General features: G+C 66.7%; 13 protein-coding genes. 3 read left to right on the top strand and 10 right to left on the bottom strand.

Features of this window, described 5'->3' with window-relative positions; all coding sequences use genetic code 11:
* Positions 1-20: 20 nt before the first annotated feature.
* The gene (locus tag QFZ60_RS00825) at positions 21-1,370 is read right to left on the bottom strand and encodes an NAD(P)/FAD-dependent oxidoreductase (RefSeq protein ID WP_307087299.1); all 1,350 of its coding nucleotides are present in this window, start codon (positions 1,368-1,370) and stop codon (positions 21-23) included.
* A 9-nt stretch (positions 1,371-1,379) separates the two neighbouring features.
* Complete coding sequence (locus tag QFZ60_RS00820) at positions 1,380-1,724, bottom strand: cupin domain-containing protein (RefSeq protein WP_307087297.1); 345 nt, start codon at positions 1,722-1,724, stop codon at positions 1,380-1,382.
* A 158-nt stretch (positions 1,725-1,882) separates the two neighbouring features.
* Between QFZ60_RS00820 and QFZ60_RS00815 the strand changes: the two genes are divergently transcribed.
* Positions 1,883-2,467 carry a TetR/AcrR family transcriptional regulator gene (locus QFZ60_RS00815; RefSeq protein ID WP_307087296.1) on the top strand — a complete coding sequence of 195 codons (585 nt, stop codon included), beginning with the start codon at positions 1,883-1,885 and terminating at the stop codon, positions 2,465-2,467.
* An 88-nt stretch (positions 2,468-2,555) separates the two neighbouring features.
* Here QFZ60_RS00815 and purU read toward each other — a convergent pair whose 3' ends face one another.
* From purU to glyA, 7 genes are read right to left on the bottom strand one after another with little or no spacing between them, the layout of a single operon-like run.
* Positions 2,556-3,452, bottom strand: a complete 897-nt coding sequence (gene purU, locus QFZ60_RS00810) for a formyltetrahydrofolate deformylase (protein ID WP_307087294.1) — start codon at positions 3,450-3,452, stop codon at positions 2,556-2,558.
* A 3-nt stretch (positions 3,453-3,455) separates the two neighbouring features.
* The gene (locus QFZ60_RS00805; protein ID WP_307087292.1) at positions 3,456-4,871 is read right to left on the bottom strand and encodes an L-serine ammonia-lyase; all 1,416 of its coding nucleotides are present in this window, start codon (positions 4,869-4,871) and stop codon (positions 3,456-3,458) included.
* On the bottom strand, positions 4,871-5,521 hold the full coding sequence (locus tag QFZ60_RS00800; protein ID WP_307087291.1) for a sarcosine oxidase subunit gamma: 651 nt from the start codon (positions 5,519-5,521) through the stop codon (positions 4,871-4,873). Before QFZ60_RS00800 ends, QFZ60_RS00805 begins: the two co-directional genes overlap by 1 nt.
* Positions 5,514-8,456, bottom strand: a complete 2,943-nt coding sequence (locus QFZ60_RS00795) for a sarcosine oxidase subunit alpha family protein (RefSeq protein WP_307087290.1) — start codon at positions 8,454-8,456, stop codon at positions 5,514-5,516. Before QFZ60_RS00795 ends, QFZ60_RS00800 begins: the two co-directional genes overlap by 8 nt.
* Complete coding sequence (locus tag QFZ60_RS00790; protein WP_307087288.1) at positions 8,453-8,824, bottom strand: sarcosine oxidase subunit delta; 372 nt, start codon at positions 8,822-8,824, stop codon at positions 8,453-8,455. The genes QFZ60_RS00795 and QFZ60_RS00790 overlap by 4 nt, the downstream gene beginning before the upstream one ends.
* A 29-nt stretch (positions 8,825-8,853) precedes the next feature.
* Positions 8,854-10,074 carry a sarcosine oxidase subunit beta family protein gene (locus tag QFZ60_RS00785; RefSeq protein WP_307087286.1) on the bottom strand — a complete coding sequence of 407 codons (1,221 nt, stop codon included), beginning with the start codon at positions 10,072-10,074 and terminating at the stop codon, positions 8,854-8,856.
* Positions 10,071-11,411 (bottom strand): serine hydroxymethyltransferase, encoded by a 1,341-nt coding sequence (gene glyA, locus QFZ60_RS00780; RefSeq protein WP_307087284.1) that lies wholly within the window; start codon positions 11,409-11,411, stop codon positions 10,071-10,073. Before glyA ends, QFZ60_RS00785 begins: the two co-directional genes overlap by 4 nt.
* A gap of 133 nt (positions 11,412-11,544) precedes the next feature.
* On the opposite strand from glyA, the gene QFZ60_RS00775 reads away from it, so the two are divergent.
* A complete protein-coding gene (locus QFZ60_RS00775; RefSeq protein WP_307093156.1) occupies positions 11,545-12,204 on the top strand; it encodes a GntR family transcriptional regulator in 660 nt (219 codons plus the stop codon).
* A 20-nt stretch (positions 12,205-12,224) separates the two neighbouring features.
* Here QFZ60_RS00775 and QFZ60_RS00770 read toward each other — a convergent pair whose 3' ends face one another.
* Positions 12,225-13,430, bottom strand: coding sequence for an ROK family protein (locus QFZ60_RS00770; RefSeq protein WP_307087283.1), 1,206 nt, complete (start codon positions 13,428-13,430; stop codon positions 12,225-12,227).
* A gap of 89 nt (positions 13,431-13,519) precedes the next feature.
* Here QFZ60_RS00770 and QFZ60_RS00765 point away from each other — a divergent pair, with 89 nt between their 5' ends.
* Positions 13,520-14,797, top strand: a complete 1,278-nt coding sequence (locus QFZ60_RS00765) for an ABC transporter substrate-binding protein (protein ID WP_307087281.1) — start codon at positions 13,520-13,522, stop codon at positions 14,795-14,797.
* The last annotated feature ends 39 nt before the right edge of the window (positions 14,798-14,836 follow it).

Genomic DNA, 14,836 nt, shown 5'->3' with positions numbered 1-14,836 from the left:
GCCGCTTTGTCCACCAGCGATCAGTTGTTGTGTGTCAGCGCAGTGCCGGTGCGGCCCGCAATATTCGACGCCGCCGCCGATGCGGCTTCCATGCCGCTCTCGATGGCGCCGTCAATGAAGCCGCCCCATCCATTGGCAATGTCCGAACCGGCAAAGAGCACGTTTCCGTGCCCCGCCTGGAGTGCTGCCAGGTGGTTGGCCAGGAAGCCTGTCCGGTGCATCGGCCATGTTTCCCCCGCCAATGGATCGGCCACCCAGTCATGTGTGGCCACGTCCCGCACCTCGGCGTCGGGCACCAGCCTTGCCAGCTGCGCCTGCACTGCCGCGGCATCCGCGGCGTCGATCTTCGAAGCGTCCGGGCCGAAGCCAACGACGATCGTGTCGCCGTCGAGCACGTATTCCGCTTGGAAGAAATTCAGCGGCCAGTCCGCGTTCCCCAAGGCTACGAAGGGTGCATGTTCTCCCCGGAGCCGGATCCACACCTTAACACCCCTGGATACCTGCCCGCCGTTTGCTCCTTCTGCCTGGGCCGGGGTCAGCGGTGGCTCGAAGTCGACGGCGCCCAGGACATGGAGCGGGACGGTGACGATTGCAGTCCTGGCGGTAATAGTCCGGCCGTCAGCGCTGCGGACGGTGACCGTGCCGCCGTCGTCGCTGATCCGTGACACCACGAAACCGAAGTCGACGGCGGTCCGCGCGTCCCGGAGGATGGCCTCGGCCAGTGCCGCGGTGCCGCCCTGGATCTTGTACGTGGCGCAGGCTTCAAAGTTGACCGCCCAGTCACCGTTGGTCAGGGCCACCCAGCGCAGGGCCTGGGTCAGTGCGGCGTCGTCCAGGGGCCCGTTGAAGTTCAGGGCCCAGAAGGACTCGAGGATGTCCCGTGCGGCACCGGCGGGGAACTGCTCCCGGATGCGGTCCTGGACGGATACGTGGTCGATGCCTTTGAAGTCATCGTTAGCCAAGGGGGTGAAGGGTTGGGGGAAGTAGCGGCGTGACTCCTTGACCAACTCGCTGTTGTAGCTGCCAATCAGGTCCAGAAGCTCGCCGGGGGCACCTTCCCGGCGGCCGCCGTCGGCCCACCAAAAGGCACACTGCGGCTCCGGGCTTGCTACAGTGCCGATGCCATACCGCTTCAGCTCAGCCCAGACGTACGGCTGGGTCCAGTGCACCCACGTTCCGCCGATCTCCAGGTCCCGGCCCAGCCGGTGGTCCAGCCAGGTCCTGCCGCCGATGCGGTCCCGGGCTTCCACAATGTGCGCCTTCAACCCCTGCCCGGTGAGCTCCCGGGCAGCGGTGAGGCCGGCAAATCCAGCACCCACCACCACGACGTCCAGGGTGGTGTTCGTTGACGTGCTGTGTTCCTGATCCATGGGCCGCACTTAGCTGTAGACGAAAAATTCGACGGTGGGTGCCAGCACGGCCCAACGGGTGCGGGCGCCTTTGTTGAAGGACGCCGCGCCCCCGGCCGTGAGTTCATACACGTCGCCGCCTTCCACCTCGATGCGGAGGTGGCCGTCGATGATGTGGATGGTTTCGTCGGCTTCGATGACCAGGTCGAAGGGCTCGGGGGCCTCCGTGGGATCGACGTGCCAGTAACCGCAGGCGAGGGCCGGCCGGCCGCCCTCGCCAAAGCGGCGGATCCATTGGACCTGGCCCAGCTCGAAGGGCTCGTTCTTGCCGGGGTCGAGGAACGACGACGTAGTGAAGGCGGGAGTTGTTGCCATGGTTTGCTCCAGGGGGAAGGGCCGGCGGCTGCCGGAAATCAGTGTTAGCGACGCTGATGCTGTGACTGGCATCACGGCGTGGAAGCAATCTAAGCAATTGCTTAGTTTTAAGTCAAGAGGCGGCGCTGGTTCTGTTGACGCTGGCTAGAATCGTCGTCATGACGCCTTCCGCCACCCGCAGTGCTTCCCCCTCCAAATACGGCACAGGCCGCGAAGCATTGCTCCGGGCCGTCGTGGACGTGGTGGCGCAGAAGGGCCTGCGCGGAATGACGTACCGTGCCGTCGCCGAGGCAGCGGGCGTGAACAACAGCCTGGTGGCTCATCATTTCGGGTCCAGGGATGCACTGATTGCCGCGGCACTGCAGTGGGCTTCCGAGCAGTCCATCGCCGCGTCCCGGCTGCGCGAAGCGGCGGAGCAGGAAGGCTCATTCACCGAGGCGCTGTTGGAACTCCTGCTTGAAGATCCGGGGCTGCAGGCGTTCCAATACGAGATGATCCTGGAAGCACGGCGGCGGCCCGAACTGGCCGGACCCGTGGCCCAGCTGTACGAGAGCTACGTCGACGCCTTGACCGAGGGGCTCCAGGCTTTTGGCGTCCAGGGCGAGGTGCGTGTGGTTGCCCGCTCGCTCTTCGCCGCCCTGGATGGACTTGTGCTGCAGTACCTGGCGGGTGTGGGACGGGACGAGATTGCTGCAGCCCTTGAGGAGGTGCACCAGGTGGTGCTCCTCCGGCGCGGAACCTAGCGCCACCCATTGGGCGGGCACAACAAAGCGCGGCCGGCCGCCCCGGACGGGGCAGCCAGCCGCGCTGGCAGTATTTAGTTGGATCCGCTTACCGAAGCACCACGGTACGGTTGCCCTGCAGGATGACCCGGCCCTCGCAGTGCCACTTGACGGCGTTGGAGAGGGCTTTGCATTCGGTGTCGCGGCCGGCGGCCACCAGGTCCTCCGGCCCGTACGTGTGGTCCACCTCCACCACCTGCTGGGCGATGATCGGCCCCTCGTCCAGCTCTGCGTTGACGTAGTGTGCCGTGGCGCCCACGGTCTTGACACCGCGCGCGTAGGCCTGGTGGTAGGGCTTGGCACCCTTGAAGCTGGGCAGGAACGAGTGGTGGATGTTGATGGCCCGTCCGTCCAGCTGCCGGGTCAGGTCGTCGCTGAGTACCTGCATGTAGCGGGCCAGCACCACCAGTTCCACGTCCAGCCCGTCCACCAGTTCCAGAAGTTTCGCCTCGGCCTCGGGCTTGGTGCCGGCCGTGACCGGAATGTGGTGGAACGGAATCCCGTGCCACTCCACCAGGGCCTGGTGGTCCCGGTGATTGGACACCACCGCCACCACGTCAATGGGCAGTTCGCCGATCCGGGCCCGGAACAGCAGGTCGTTGAGGCAGTGCCCGAATTTGGACACCATGATCAGCACCTTGCGCTTGGAGCCCTGGCGTTCCAGCTGCCACCGCATGCCGAACTTCCCGGCAACGGGGGCAAACGAGGACCGCAGGAGCTCCAGCGTGGATTCGTCCCCCTCGGAGACGAAGTGCACGCGCATGAAGAAGTGGCCCTCGGAGCGCTCGCCGAACTGCTTGTTGTCGATGATGTCGCAGCCGTGTTCCAACAGGAAGCCGGAGACGGCGTGCACGATGCCGGGCCCTTCCGGGCAGTCAAGGGTCAGGACGTGCTCCACGGTGGTGGGCGCTTTGGTTGCGGGGAGATGGGTTTCAGTAACAGTCATGGCTCAGCACTCGATTACATTCACGGCGAGGCCTCCTCGGGAGGTTTCCTTGTACTTGGTTTTCATGTCGGCTCCGGTGTCGCGCATGGTCTTGATGGCCTTGTCCAGCGAGACCTTGTGGCTGCCGTCCCCGTGCAGGGCCAGCCGGGCCGCGTTGATCGCCTTCACGCTGGCGATCGCGTTCCGTTCGATGCACGGGATCTGCACCAGGCCGCCCACGGGATCGCAGGTCAAGCCCAGGTTGTGCTCGATCCCCACCTCCGCGGCGTTCTCCACCTGCGCGGGCGTTCCGCCGAGCACTTCGCAGAGCCCGGCCGCCGCCATGGAACAGGCGGAGCCCACCTCACCCTGGCAGCCCACTTCGGCGCCGGAGATGGAGGCGTTCGTTTTGAAGAGGATTCCGACGGCGGCCGCCGCCAGCAGGAAGCGGACCACGCCGTCGTCGTCCGCTCCCGGAACAAACTTGATGTAGTAGTGCAGCACGGCCGGCACGATCCCGGCCGCCCCGTTGGTGGGCGCGGTGACGATCCGGCCGCCCGCGGCGTTTTCCTCGTTCACGGCGAGCGCGAACAGGTTGACCCATTCCATCGCCAGCAGCGGGTCCGCTGGAGCCTGGACGGGCGACGGCGCTGCTGCCGCGGCTTCGGCGCTTGCCGCCGAGGCCGTCAGGGTGCGGAACAGTGACGGCGCCCGTCGGGTGACGTTCAGGCCGCCCGGGAGGATGCCTTCGGCGTTGCAGCCGTTCTCCACGCATTCGCGCATGACCGCCCACAGGCCCAGCAGTTTCTCCCGCAGTTCCGCTTCGCTGTGCCAGGTGAGCTCGTTGGCCAGCATGACGTCGGAGATGGACATGCCCTCCCGGCCGCAGATCTGCAGCAGCTCGTCGGCGGTGGAGAACGGGTAGGGCAGGACAGTGTCGTCCGGCACCACCTTGTCAGCGCCCGCCGCGTCCCCGTCCACCACGAAGCCGCCCCCAATGGAATAGAAGCTCCGTTCGCTCACTACGGCTCCGGTGTGGTCAAGCGCGCGGAAGGTCATGCCGTTGGGGTGCGCGGGGAGGGACTTGCGCCGGTGGAGCACCACGTCCTCTTCCCAGTTGAAATCCACCCGGTGGGAGCCGGCGATATGCAGCTCGGCGTTCAGCGCGGCGGCCGCCACCTGGTCGTCCGCGGTGAAGGTGTTCACCGTTTCGGGTTCCAGGCCCTGCAGCCCCAGGACCACTGCCTTGTCCGAGCCGTGGCCGCGTCCGGTGGCGCCCAGGGAACCGAAAAGTTCCGACTGGACGCGCACCGTGGAGGCCAGCTGCCCGTCGCCTTTCAGCCCGTCCGCGAAGAGCTTTGCCGCCCGCATCGGGCCCACCGTGTGTGACGATGAGGGCCCGATGCCGACGGAAAACAGGTCCAGGACGCTCAGCGCCATCAGGGGACCTCGGGTGAGGCGTACTCCCGCATGGCGTCCAGCAGCCACCGGCCCAGGAACTCGGCGAAGGATGCCCGGGGGAAGATCCGGAAGGAATCCTCACCGGTCTTCCACAGGATGGCGGGGATGTTGGCGATCTCGGTGGAGAAGGCGGTGCCGGCCTTGAACACCCTGGGGTGCAGGTCCAGCGAGCAGCCTTTTTCCAGGACGCCGCGGGCCCGGGGGCCGCTCAGTTCGAACGTGGTCCGGTTGGCGGAAAGGTCCACCACCTGGCCCGCGTCGCCGCCCAGGGCGTCCCGGAGTGCGGGGATCAGGCCGCCGCCCAGGGACTCGTGCGCCTCGGTGGGTGCCACCACCAGGAATTCGCCCGGCCCCAGCCAGAGGACGGAGGTGTCACCGTTGCCGGCCACGGCACCGGATGAGGCGGGAAGGCCGCCGGTGACCGCGGCGAGGCGGTTAGCAGTGTCCGATCCAGCCGTGGCCCGGAGCCCCACCATGGTGAGGAAGGGCAGCTCGGAAAGCTCAACGGTGCCGGCAAGGGAGCCGGCTGCGAACGCTTCGGCGAGCTGTTTGGCAGGGCTGACTCGGGCTTCGAGGTTCTTGTCTGCGGCGGTCTTTGCGGCGGTGGGGGATGCTGCTGTTTCAGCCATCTTTACGGGTCCCTTCAGGGTCAAAAAGCACTGTTTCTGCAACAACCACGTCAACCAGCTGGTCGCCGGCGGCGGCCACCAGGGTTTCGCCGATGCGGTTGCGGCCGTTCTTGATCAGGGCCAGGCCGAAGGACCTGCCCAGGGCTGCACTGTGGTAGCTGGAGGTGACGAAGCCTTCCATCGGCACCGGCCCGTAGGCGGGGTTCGTGGAGCGGCCCTTTTCCACCAGCTGGGTGCCTTCGGGGAGCCGGAGCGTGCCGTCGACGGGCAGGACGCTGACCAGGTGCTTGCGGTCCTCGCGCTGGGCGTCGGCGCGGGCGTAGGAGCGCTTGCCGATGAAGTCCTTGGCCTTGGAGACGATCCACTCCATGCCCGCGTCCTGCGGGGTGACGGTGCCGTCCGTGTCCTGCCCGACGATCGGGTAGCCCTTTTCGGCGCGGAGCACGTGCATGGTTTCCGTGCCGTAGGGGGTGATGTTGAATTCGGCGCCGGCGGCAGCCACGGCTTCCCAGGTGTTCAGTCCGTACCAGGCCGGGATGTTGATTTCGTAGGCCAGCTCACCGGAGAACGAGATCCGGCAAATCCGGGCGCGGACGCCGGAGGCCAAGGTGGTTTCGCGGAAGGTCATGAACGGGAACGCCTCCGCATCCAGCCCGCCGTTGGCTGCCAGTTCCGGGGCAACCTTGGCGATGACCTCGCGGGACTTGGGCCCGACGACGGCAATGGTGCTCCACTGCTCCGTCACCGAGGTGCACTGCACGTCCAGCTCCGGCCACTCGGTCTGGAGCCATTCCTCCAGCCAGTCCAGGACCTTCGCGGCACCGCCGGTGGTGGTGGTCATGAAGTAGGTGTCGTCGTCCACGCGGAGGGTCACGCCGTCGTCGAAAATCATCCCGTCCGGCGTGCACATGACGCCGTAGCGCGCCGAACCCGGGGCGAGCTTCTTGAACGCGTTGGTGTAGACCCGGTTCAGGAACTCCCCCGCGTCCTTTCCGCGGATCTCGATCTTGCCGAGAGTGGTGGCGTCCATGAAACCCACGGACTCGCGGACGGCGGCGCATTCGCGCAGCACGGCAGCGTCCATGTCCTCCCCGTCCTGCGGGTAGAACCAGGGGCGCTTCCACTGTCCAACGTCCTCGAACAGGGCGCCCTTGGCCACGTGCCAGGGATGGATCGAGGTGATGCGGGCGGGGTCGAACAGCTCCCCGCGCTGGCGTCCGGCCAGCGCCGCGAAGGCCACCGGGGTGAACGGTGCACGGTAGGTGGTGGTGCCGATGTCCCCGATGCCGCGGGACGCCTCGCCGGCCGTGCGGAGTGCGGCCGCAATGACGCCGATCGCGTTGACGCCGGAGGTCTTGCCCTGGTCGTTGGCGGTGCTGATGGAGGTGTACCGCTTGATGTGCTCCACGGAGCGCATGCCGGCCCCGGTGGAACGCAGCACGTCGGCCACGGACTGGTCGCGCTGGAAGTCCACGAAGTGGTGGTGCCAGTCCTCCGGGGTACCGTTCTCCCCCGGCACCAGCCACAGCTGGCGGGTGGGGGCGGCTGCCTTCGGTGCGGCGAGCGGGGAAGGCTCGACGGCGGACGCGAAGCCCGCGGCGATGGCGGCTTTTGCGCCGGCGGAGATTCCCTCGGCAAGGCAGTCGGCGGTGGCGAAGGAGCCGCGGCCGGAGCCGATGGTCTGCTGGTTGGGAACTTCGGTGCTGGGCACGAAGGCCGCCAGTTCGTCGTCCCAGCGCAGCTTGCCCTGCCGCTGGGAGTGCAGGTGGACCAGCGGGCTCCAGCCGCCGGACACAGCCAGCAGGTCGCAGCCGATCTGCTCGACGCCCGAGGTGATTTCGCCGTCGTCGTTAATGCTGCGGACGGTGACACCGTCCAGCCGGCCTGCGGCATCGGCGGAGGTGTTGGCCACGGCGCTGCCGATCAGCACCCGGATCCCGGATTCGACGGCGGCAGTTGCCGCGGTGGTCAGCGCAGGACGGGCGTCCACCACGGCGGCAACCTTGACGCCTGCGGCAGCGAGGTCAGCTGCCACGGCGTAGGCGCTGTCGTTGGTGGTGCTGATGACCACGCGCTTTCCGGCGGCCACTGCGTAGCGGTTGAGGTACGTGCGGACGGCCGAGGCCAGCATGATCCCGGGGCGGTCGTTGTTCTCGAACACCAGGGGACGTTCGTGGGCGCCGGGGGCCAGGACCACCTGGTTGGCACGGATGTGCCAAATCCGCTGGCGGGACACGCCGGGGGCGGCGGGGGTGGTGAGGTGGTCGGTGCGGTTCTGGACGGCGATGACGTAGTTGGCGTCGTAGGCGCCGAAGGCGGTGGTGCGGTTCAGGACGGTTGATTCCGCGCCGGACACGAGTTCCGCTTCAACGTCAGCCACCCACTCCAGGGCCGGCTTGCCCTCGATGGTCTCGGCCAGGCCGGGAACGGTGGAGCCGGAGAGCAGGGAACCGCCGAGTTCGGGCTGGTCGTCCAGGAGCATGACCCGGGCACCGGTGCGGACGGCTTCGCGGGCCGCGGCAAGGCCGGCGGGGCCGCCGCCGATCACCAGGACGTCGGTGTGGACGTATTTCTTGTCGTACTCGGCGCGGTCATCCTCCGGGTCCAGCTTGCCCAGGCCGTTGAGCAGGGTGGCCTGCAGCCCGTCCACCAGTGAGACGGTGGTGGCGGGAAGCATGGATTCGGCCACGTGGCCGGGGAACCGGGCCTCCACGCGGACCAGGGCGTTGGCTTCCTCCACGCCGGCGGACATGATGCCGCGGGGCCGGTCCTCGTAGAGGGAGTTGCCGGCGGCGATGCGGCCGTTGGCCAGCAGGGCCGAGGCCAGGGTGTCACCGGGGTGGCCGGTGAACTCATCGCCGTCGAGAGTGAATCGCCAGGAGATGGTGCGGTCGATGCGGCCGCCGGTTGCCAGGCGGGCGTTCTGGGAAGTCACTTGGTCGCTCCTTCCGGGGCGGTGCGGGGGCTGAGGGGGGTGGTGCTCGCCGGGCCGGTGCTTGCGGTGCCGGTGTCGGCGGCCGCGGGAACTGGTGCGGCTGGCCGCGGCACTCCCATCGGGTAGACGGCCTGGATGTCATAGGTCACGGTGTCGCGGAGCATGTTGAACCACTGGCGGCAGCCGGTGCTGTGGACCCAGCGCTCGGCGAAGATGCCCTTGGGGTTCTCGCGGTAGAAGAGGTAGCGGGACCATTCGGTGTCGCTCAGCTCGTTCGGGTTCTCCGGGTACGGCACGTGGGCCTGGCCACCGTAGTGGAATTCGGTTTCGTCCCGCGGGCCGCAGTTGGGGCATGGGATCAGCAGCATATGCGTTAGTCCTTTTCTGGTGGCGGCGGCTAGTGGGCCACGGCGGCGGCGCCGTGTTCGTCGATCAGGGCGCCGGTCTCGAAGCGCTCCAGCGAGAACGGCTTGTTCAGCGCGTGCGGGGCGCCGGTGGCGATGGTGTGCGCGAAGGTCAGGCCGGCGGCAGGGGTGCCCTTGAACCCGCCGGTTCCCCAGCCGCAGTTCACGAACATGTTCTCCACCGGGGTCAGGCCCACGATCGGGGAGGCGTCCAGGGTGGTGTCCACGATCCCGCCCCAGGTCCGGAGCACGTGGGCCCGGGCGAAGATGGGGAAGAGCTCGACGGCGGCCGCCATCTGCTGCTCGATCACGTGGAAGGAGCCGCGCTGGCCGTAGCCGTTGTAGGAGTCGACGCCGGCGCCCATGACCAGTTCGCCCTTGTGGGCCTGGGAGACGTAGACGTGGACGTGGTTGGACATGACCACCGTGGGGTGGACGGGCTCATGCAGTTCGGACACCAGGGCCTGCAGCGGGTGGGACTGGATGGGGAGCTGGAAGCCGGCCATCTCGGCCAGGACTGAGCTGTGGCCCGCGGCGCAGAGGCCCACCTTTTCGGTGTTGATGGTGCCGCGGTTGGTCTTGACACCCACCACGCGGTCACCGTCCTTGAGGAAGCCGGTCACCTCGCAGTTCTGGATGATGTCCACGCCCATTTCGTCGCACTTGCGGGCGAAGGCCCAGGCCACGTGGTCGTGCTTCGCGATGCCGGCGCGCGGCTGGTAGGTGGCGCCCATGACGGGGTAGCGGATGTTGTCGCGGATGTTCAGGATGGGGCACAGTTCCTTGACCTGCTGCGGGTCCAGCCATTCCGCGTCCACGCCGTTGAGCTTGTTGGCGCCCACGCGGCGGATGCTTTCGCGGACGTCGCCCAGGGTGTGGGCCAGGTTCATCACGCCGCGCTGGCTGAACAGGAAGTCGTATTCGAGTTCCTCCGGCAGGATCTCCCAGAGCTTGAGGGCGTGCTCGTAGATGGCCGCGCTCTCGTCCCAGAGGTAGTTGGAGCGGATGATGGTGGTGTTGCGGGCCATGTTTCCACCGGCCAGCCAGCCCTTTTCGAGAACCGCGATGTTGGTCATTCCGTGGTTCTTGGCCAGGAAGTAGGCGGTGGCCAGGCCATGCCCGCCGCCGCCCACGATCACGGCGTCATAAGAGGACTTGGGTTCCGGGTTCCGCCAGAGGAAGTCCGGGTGCTCGGGGAGGAGATCTGCGCTCACTGGGCTGCTCCAATCAGGTCTGCTTCAGCTTCGGCCAGGCCGGCGTCGGCGGAGAGGTGCGGGTAAAGGGGGAACTGGCCGGCCAGGGCCGTCACGCGGTTGCGGAGTTCGACGGCGGTGTCCCCGGGCAGGGTGCCCGTGCCGGCTGAGGCGATCAGCGCCGTCGCGATAATGTCTGCAACCTCGGTGAACTCGGCGGCGCCGAAGCCGCGGGCGGCGAGGGCCGGAGTGCCGATCCGAAGGCCGGAGGAGACCATCGGCGGGCGGGGATCGAACGGTACGGCGTTGCGGTTGACGGTGATGCCGATCCGGTGGAGGGCATCCTCGCCCTGCTGGCCGTCGAGTTCGGAGTGGCGAAGGTCCACCAGGACCAGGTGGACGTCGGTGCCACCGTTCACCACGGAGATGCCGGCGGCCTGGACGTCTTCCTGGAGGAGTCGCTCAGCCAGCAGCTTGGCGCCCTGCAGGACGCGTTCCTGGCGTTCCTTGAATTCAGGGGCTGCGGCGAGCTTGAAGGCCACAGCCTTGGCCGCGATGACATGCTCCAGCGGACCGCCCTGCTGGCCGGGGAACACTGCGCTGTTGATCTTCTTGGCGTATTCCTCCTTGGCCAGGATGACGCCGCCGCGGGGTCCGCCCAGGGTCTTGTGGGTGGTGGTGGTGACCACGTCCGCGTACGGGACGGGGTTGGGGTGCAGGCCCGCGGCGACGAGGCCGGCGAAGTGGGCCATGTCCACCATGAGGTAGGCGCCCACGAGGTCGGCGATGCGGCGGAATTCGGCGAAGTCCAGCTGGCGGGAGTAGGCGGACCAGCCGGCCACGATCAGCTTGGGCTTGTGTTCCAGGGCCAGGGCTTCCACCTCGGCCATGTCCACGCGGAGGTCGGATTCGCGGACGTGGTACGGAACCACGTTGTAGAGCTTGCCGGAGAAGTTGATCTTCATGCCGTGGGTGAGGTGGCCGCCGTGGGCCAGCGAGAGGCCGAGGATGGTGTCGCCCGGGTTCAGCAGCGCGAACATGGCGGCGGCGTTGGCCTGCGCGCCGGAGTGCGGCTGCACGTTGGCGAACTCGGCGCCGAACAGCGCCTTCACGCGGTCAATGGCGAGCTGCTCGATCACATCGACGTGCTCGCAGCCGCCGTAGTAGCGCTTGCCCGGGTAGCCCTCGGCGTACTTATTGGTCAGCACCGAGCCCTGGGCTTCCATCACGGAGGACGGAGCGAAGTTCTCCGAGGCAATCATTTCCAGGGTGGACTGCTGGCGGTGCAGTTCCTGTGCCACAGCGGCGGCGACGTCGGCGTCGACAGTGGCGAGCGAGGCGTTCAGTACGTCCTGCATTGTTCTCCTTTTGGGCCCTTCGGAGTTACTGATCCATAACTGATCTGTAACTGATATATTAGAACTGACGCAATAGTATGTTGTAGATCACGTGGCAGTCAATAGCTACCTTGGGAGAGCCCGGATGAGCGTAATGACAGAAAACCAGCTGGCCGGAGAAGGCGAGCTTTCGCTGGCCGAGCAGGCCTACCGGCACCTACGGGACCGGCTGATCATGCTCGACATCCGGCCCGGCGAGGCGATCAACGACGGCAGGCTCGCCGCCGAACTCGGGATCGGCCGCACGCCGGTCCGTGAAGCGCTGAAGCGCCTGGAAGGCGACCACCTCGTGGTGTCGTACCCCCGCCGCGGAACGTTCGCCACCGTCGTCGACATCACTGAACTTGCGGACGTGTCGGAGCTGCGCGAGTCGCTGGAACCGTTGGCCGCGCGCCGGGCCGCCAAGCTGGCCACCCCTGCCCTCCGCAAGGAAATCAGGGACACCGCGGCGGCTATTGCGGACATGGGCGACGAGGACGATCCCTATGACCTCATGCGGTACGACATCAAGGTCCACCGACTGATCTACCGGGCCGCCGCCAACACGCACCTTGAGGACGTCCTGATCCGGTACGACAACCTGGCCACCCGCATCTGGTGCATGGTGCTGGAAAAGGTGCCGTCCGTGGCGGCGCACATCGCCGAGCACGTGGAACTGCTGGAAGCAGTGGCCGACGGCGATTCGGAGCGCGCGGGCAAGCTCGCCCTTGAGCACGTAACCAGCTTCGAACAGGCCATCCGCAGCGTGCTGTAGGCCCCAACCGGGCCGTGGGGTCAGGAAGGGACGGCACGCGGGATGAACGCCGAAGGCTCGCGCCTGATCCTAATCAATGCCGACTCGATGGCACCCTTGACTACAGCCTCCGCCCCGAGGGTGCTTGCCACGAGCTCTGGAAGCGGCAAACCGGAGTCCATGGGCAGCAGGCTGCGGGCATGCTCCAGGACAGGTTCGATGGCCCGTGAGATCGCGCCGGCGATGACGACGCGTTCAATATCGAGAAGACTGGAAAGCACTGCCGCGATCCGCGCCAGGCGCACGCCGAGCCGGGCAATGATTTCCTGGGCAAACGGGTCTCCTCCGCGGGCAGCCTGGAAGACATCCTCCGCATTGATGTCCCCCTCTGGTATTTGCCGCAGCGTCGTGGCGCCGTCGTAGGAATGGACGCCCGCACGCGCCCACTTCCGCGCAAGCGCTCCGAACCCGTCCCAGCCTCCCTCATCAGGCACGAACTTGCTGCCGAGCGCATCCAGGAACCGCATCTCGCCGGCACCGCCCTGCCGGCCGCGCAGCAGGCGCCCATCGACAATCAGGCCGGCACCAAACCGCTCTCCCGACAGCAATGTGGCCACGTTGGCTGACGGCTCGTTTGCCTGCTCGGCGACTGCGGCGAGATTGGCATCGTTCTCGATGATGACCTTGCCCCAAAGGTGCCCGCCGAATCCGGAATTCATCAACTGCCAGAATTCCCCCTCCTCTGGAGACTGGCCGTTCGCGTCGATCGGAGCCGGCACGCCGACGGCCGTCAGCAGGACATCATCCGGGGTGCGTGAAACATCCTCAAGCGTCAGGCGGATCAGTTCCCGTGCGCTCGCGACCCGGCCCGAGCGTCCCAGCATGTGCGAATCAATGCCCTGGCGGCGCTTGCCCAGCTCGCGTCCGCGCAAGTCGGCAACGATGGCTGTGTAGTAGCCCTCCCCGGCGTCCAGGCCCACCACCACACCGGCAGCTTCGCGCAACTGGTACCGCCGCGCAGGCCTGCCCTTGAGCCTGCCGGCGTCCGCGCTCCCGTCGTTGAATTCCTCCAGCCAGCCGGCGTCAACCAGGCCGTCACAAACCCCAAGCACTGTGGCACGCGTCAGCCCGGTTGCCGCCATGGCCGCCGCCGCCGTGAACACCTGTTCCTGCAGGGCAAAGCGCAACAGCGCCTCCGAGTTGATCTGGCGTAACAGTTGGGTCGAGCTCGCCGTAATTCCGTCCACCCCTTGACGATAGACCCTTCGTCCCCCATCCTCATTTAGGACCTAAATATAAGATCCATATAAATTCGCCGAGAGCCCATGAGGAGCCGATGTTGCCACCTTTGCCGCCCGCCGGGAGACGACTCTCCCGGCGTACTTTCCTTACTGCTGCCGGAGGTGCTCTCACCGCTTTCGGACTGGCCGGCTGCGCCCCGGCCGGAACTGCACCGACCATCACGTTCCACCAGTCAAAGCCGGAGGCAGTTCCGTACTTCCGGGATCTGGCCGTGAAGTTCACCGCCTCCCAGGACCGGGTCCGCGTCCTGCACGACATGGCCACGAATCTCTCTGCCAGCTTCGTCCGCAGCAGTCCCCCGGATCTCGGATGCCTCAACTACAACCTGGAGATGGCCCGGTTCATGGAGCGCGGGGCGCTCTCTGATCTTTCCGACCTCCCGGCAGCGGCTTCGATCCGGGAGGACGTCCTCGACCTCACCAACTGGTACCCAAGCTATCCGGGCCGCACGAGTGTGATCCCCTATTCGGTCATGGCGGCCTCCGTGATCTACAACCGCCGCATCTTCGAAGAGAATGGGCTGGCCGTCCCTGGAACCTGGGATGAACTGATCGAGGTATGCGAGCGGCTCAAGGCAGCCGGCATCACGCCGATCTACGGCACTTTCCGTGATCCCTGGACCGTGGCGCAGGGTTTGTTCGACTACACAGTGGGCGGAATGATCAACGTGCGTGACTTCTATAAGTCAATGCACGCCGCTGGCGCGAATGTGGGACCGGATTCGGAAGTGTCGTTCCAGAAGACGCTGCTTGAGCCGGTGAAGCGCATGGTCGAGCTGACCAAGTACGTCAATCCCGATGCCGCGAGCCGCGGTTACGGAGACGGCAATACCGCCATGGCGCAGGGCCAGGCCGCCATGTACTTCCAGGGACCGTGGGCCTTCGGGGAGATCGAGAAGGCCGGCAAGGACCTGGATCTCGGAACCTTCCCGCTGCCCATGACCGGTGACCCCGCCGATCTGAAGGTCCGGGTCAACATCGACCTCTCGCTCTGGGTACCTGAGGTGGCCAACGGGCAGCAGGGAGCCCGCGACTTTCTTCAATACCTCATGCAGCCGGAGATCCAGAACCCTTACAACGCCAAATTCCTGGGTTTCGGCACCACCAAAGATGCACCGCCGGTAACCGACCCCCGCATCGTTGAGATGCAGAAGTACTACGACGAAGGCCGCTTCTACATGGGTGCCTCGCAGTTCATTCCGAACTCCATCCCGGCTGCGAACTACATCCAGTCGATCATTGGCGGCGCCGACGCCGAGGGCACGCTGCGCAGGATGGACGCCGACTGGGCGCGCCTGGCGTTCCGGGCATAAGCAAACTTTTCGATTCACAGCATGAAACGAGGACCATCC

This window comes from Arthrobacter sp. B2I5, assembly GCF_030816735.1.
Lineage (GTDB): Bacteria > Actinomycetota > Actinomycetes > Actinomycetales > Micrococcaceae > Arthrobacter.
The sequence above is the reverse complement of the archived record's forward strand: the minus strand, read 5'-3'. Positions and strand labels throughout refer to the sequence as shown.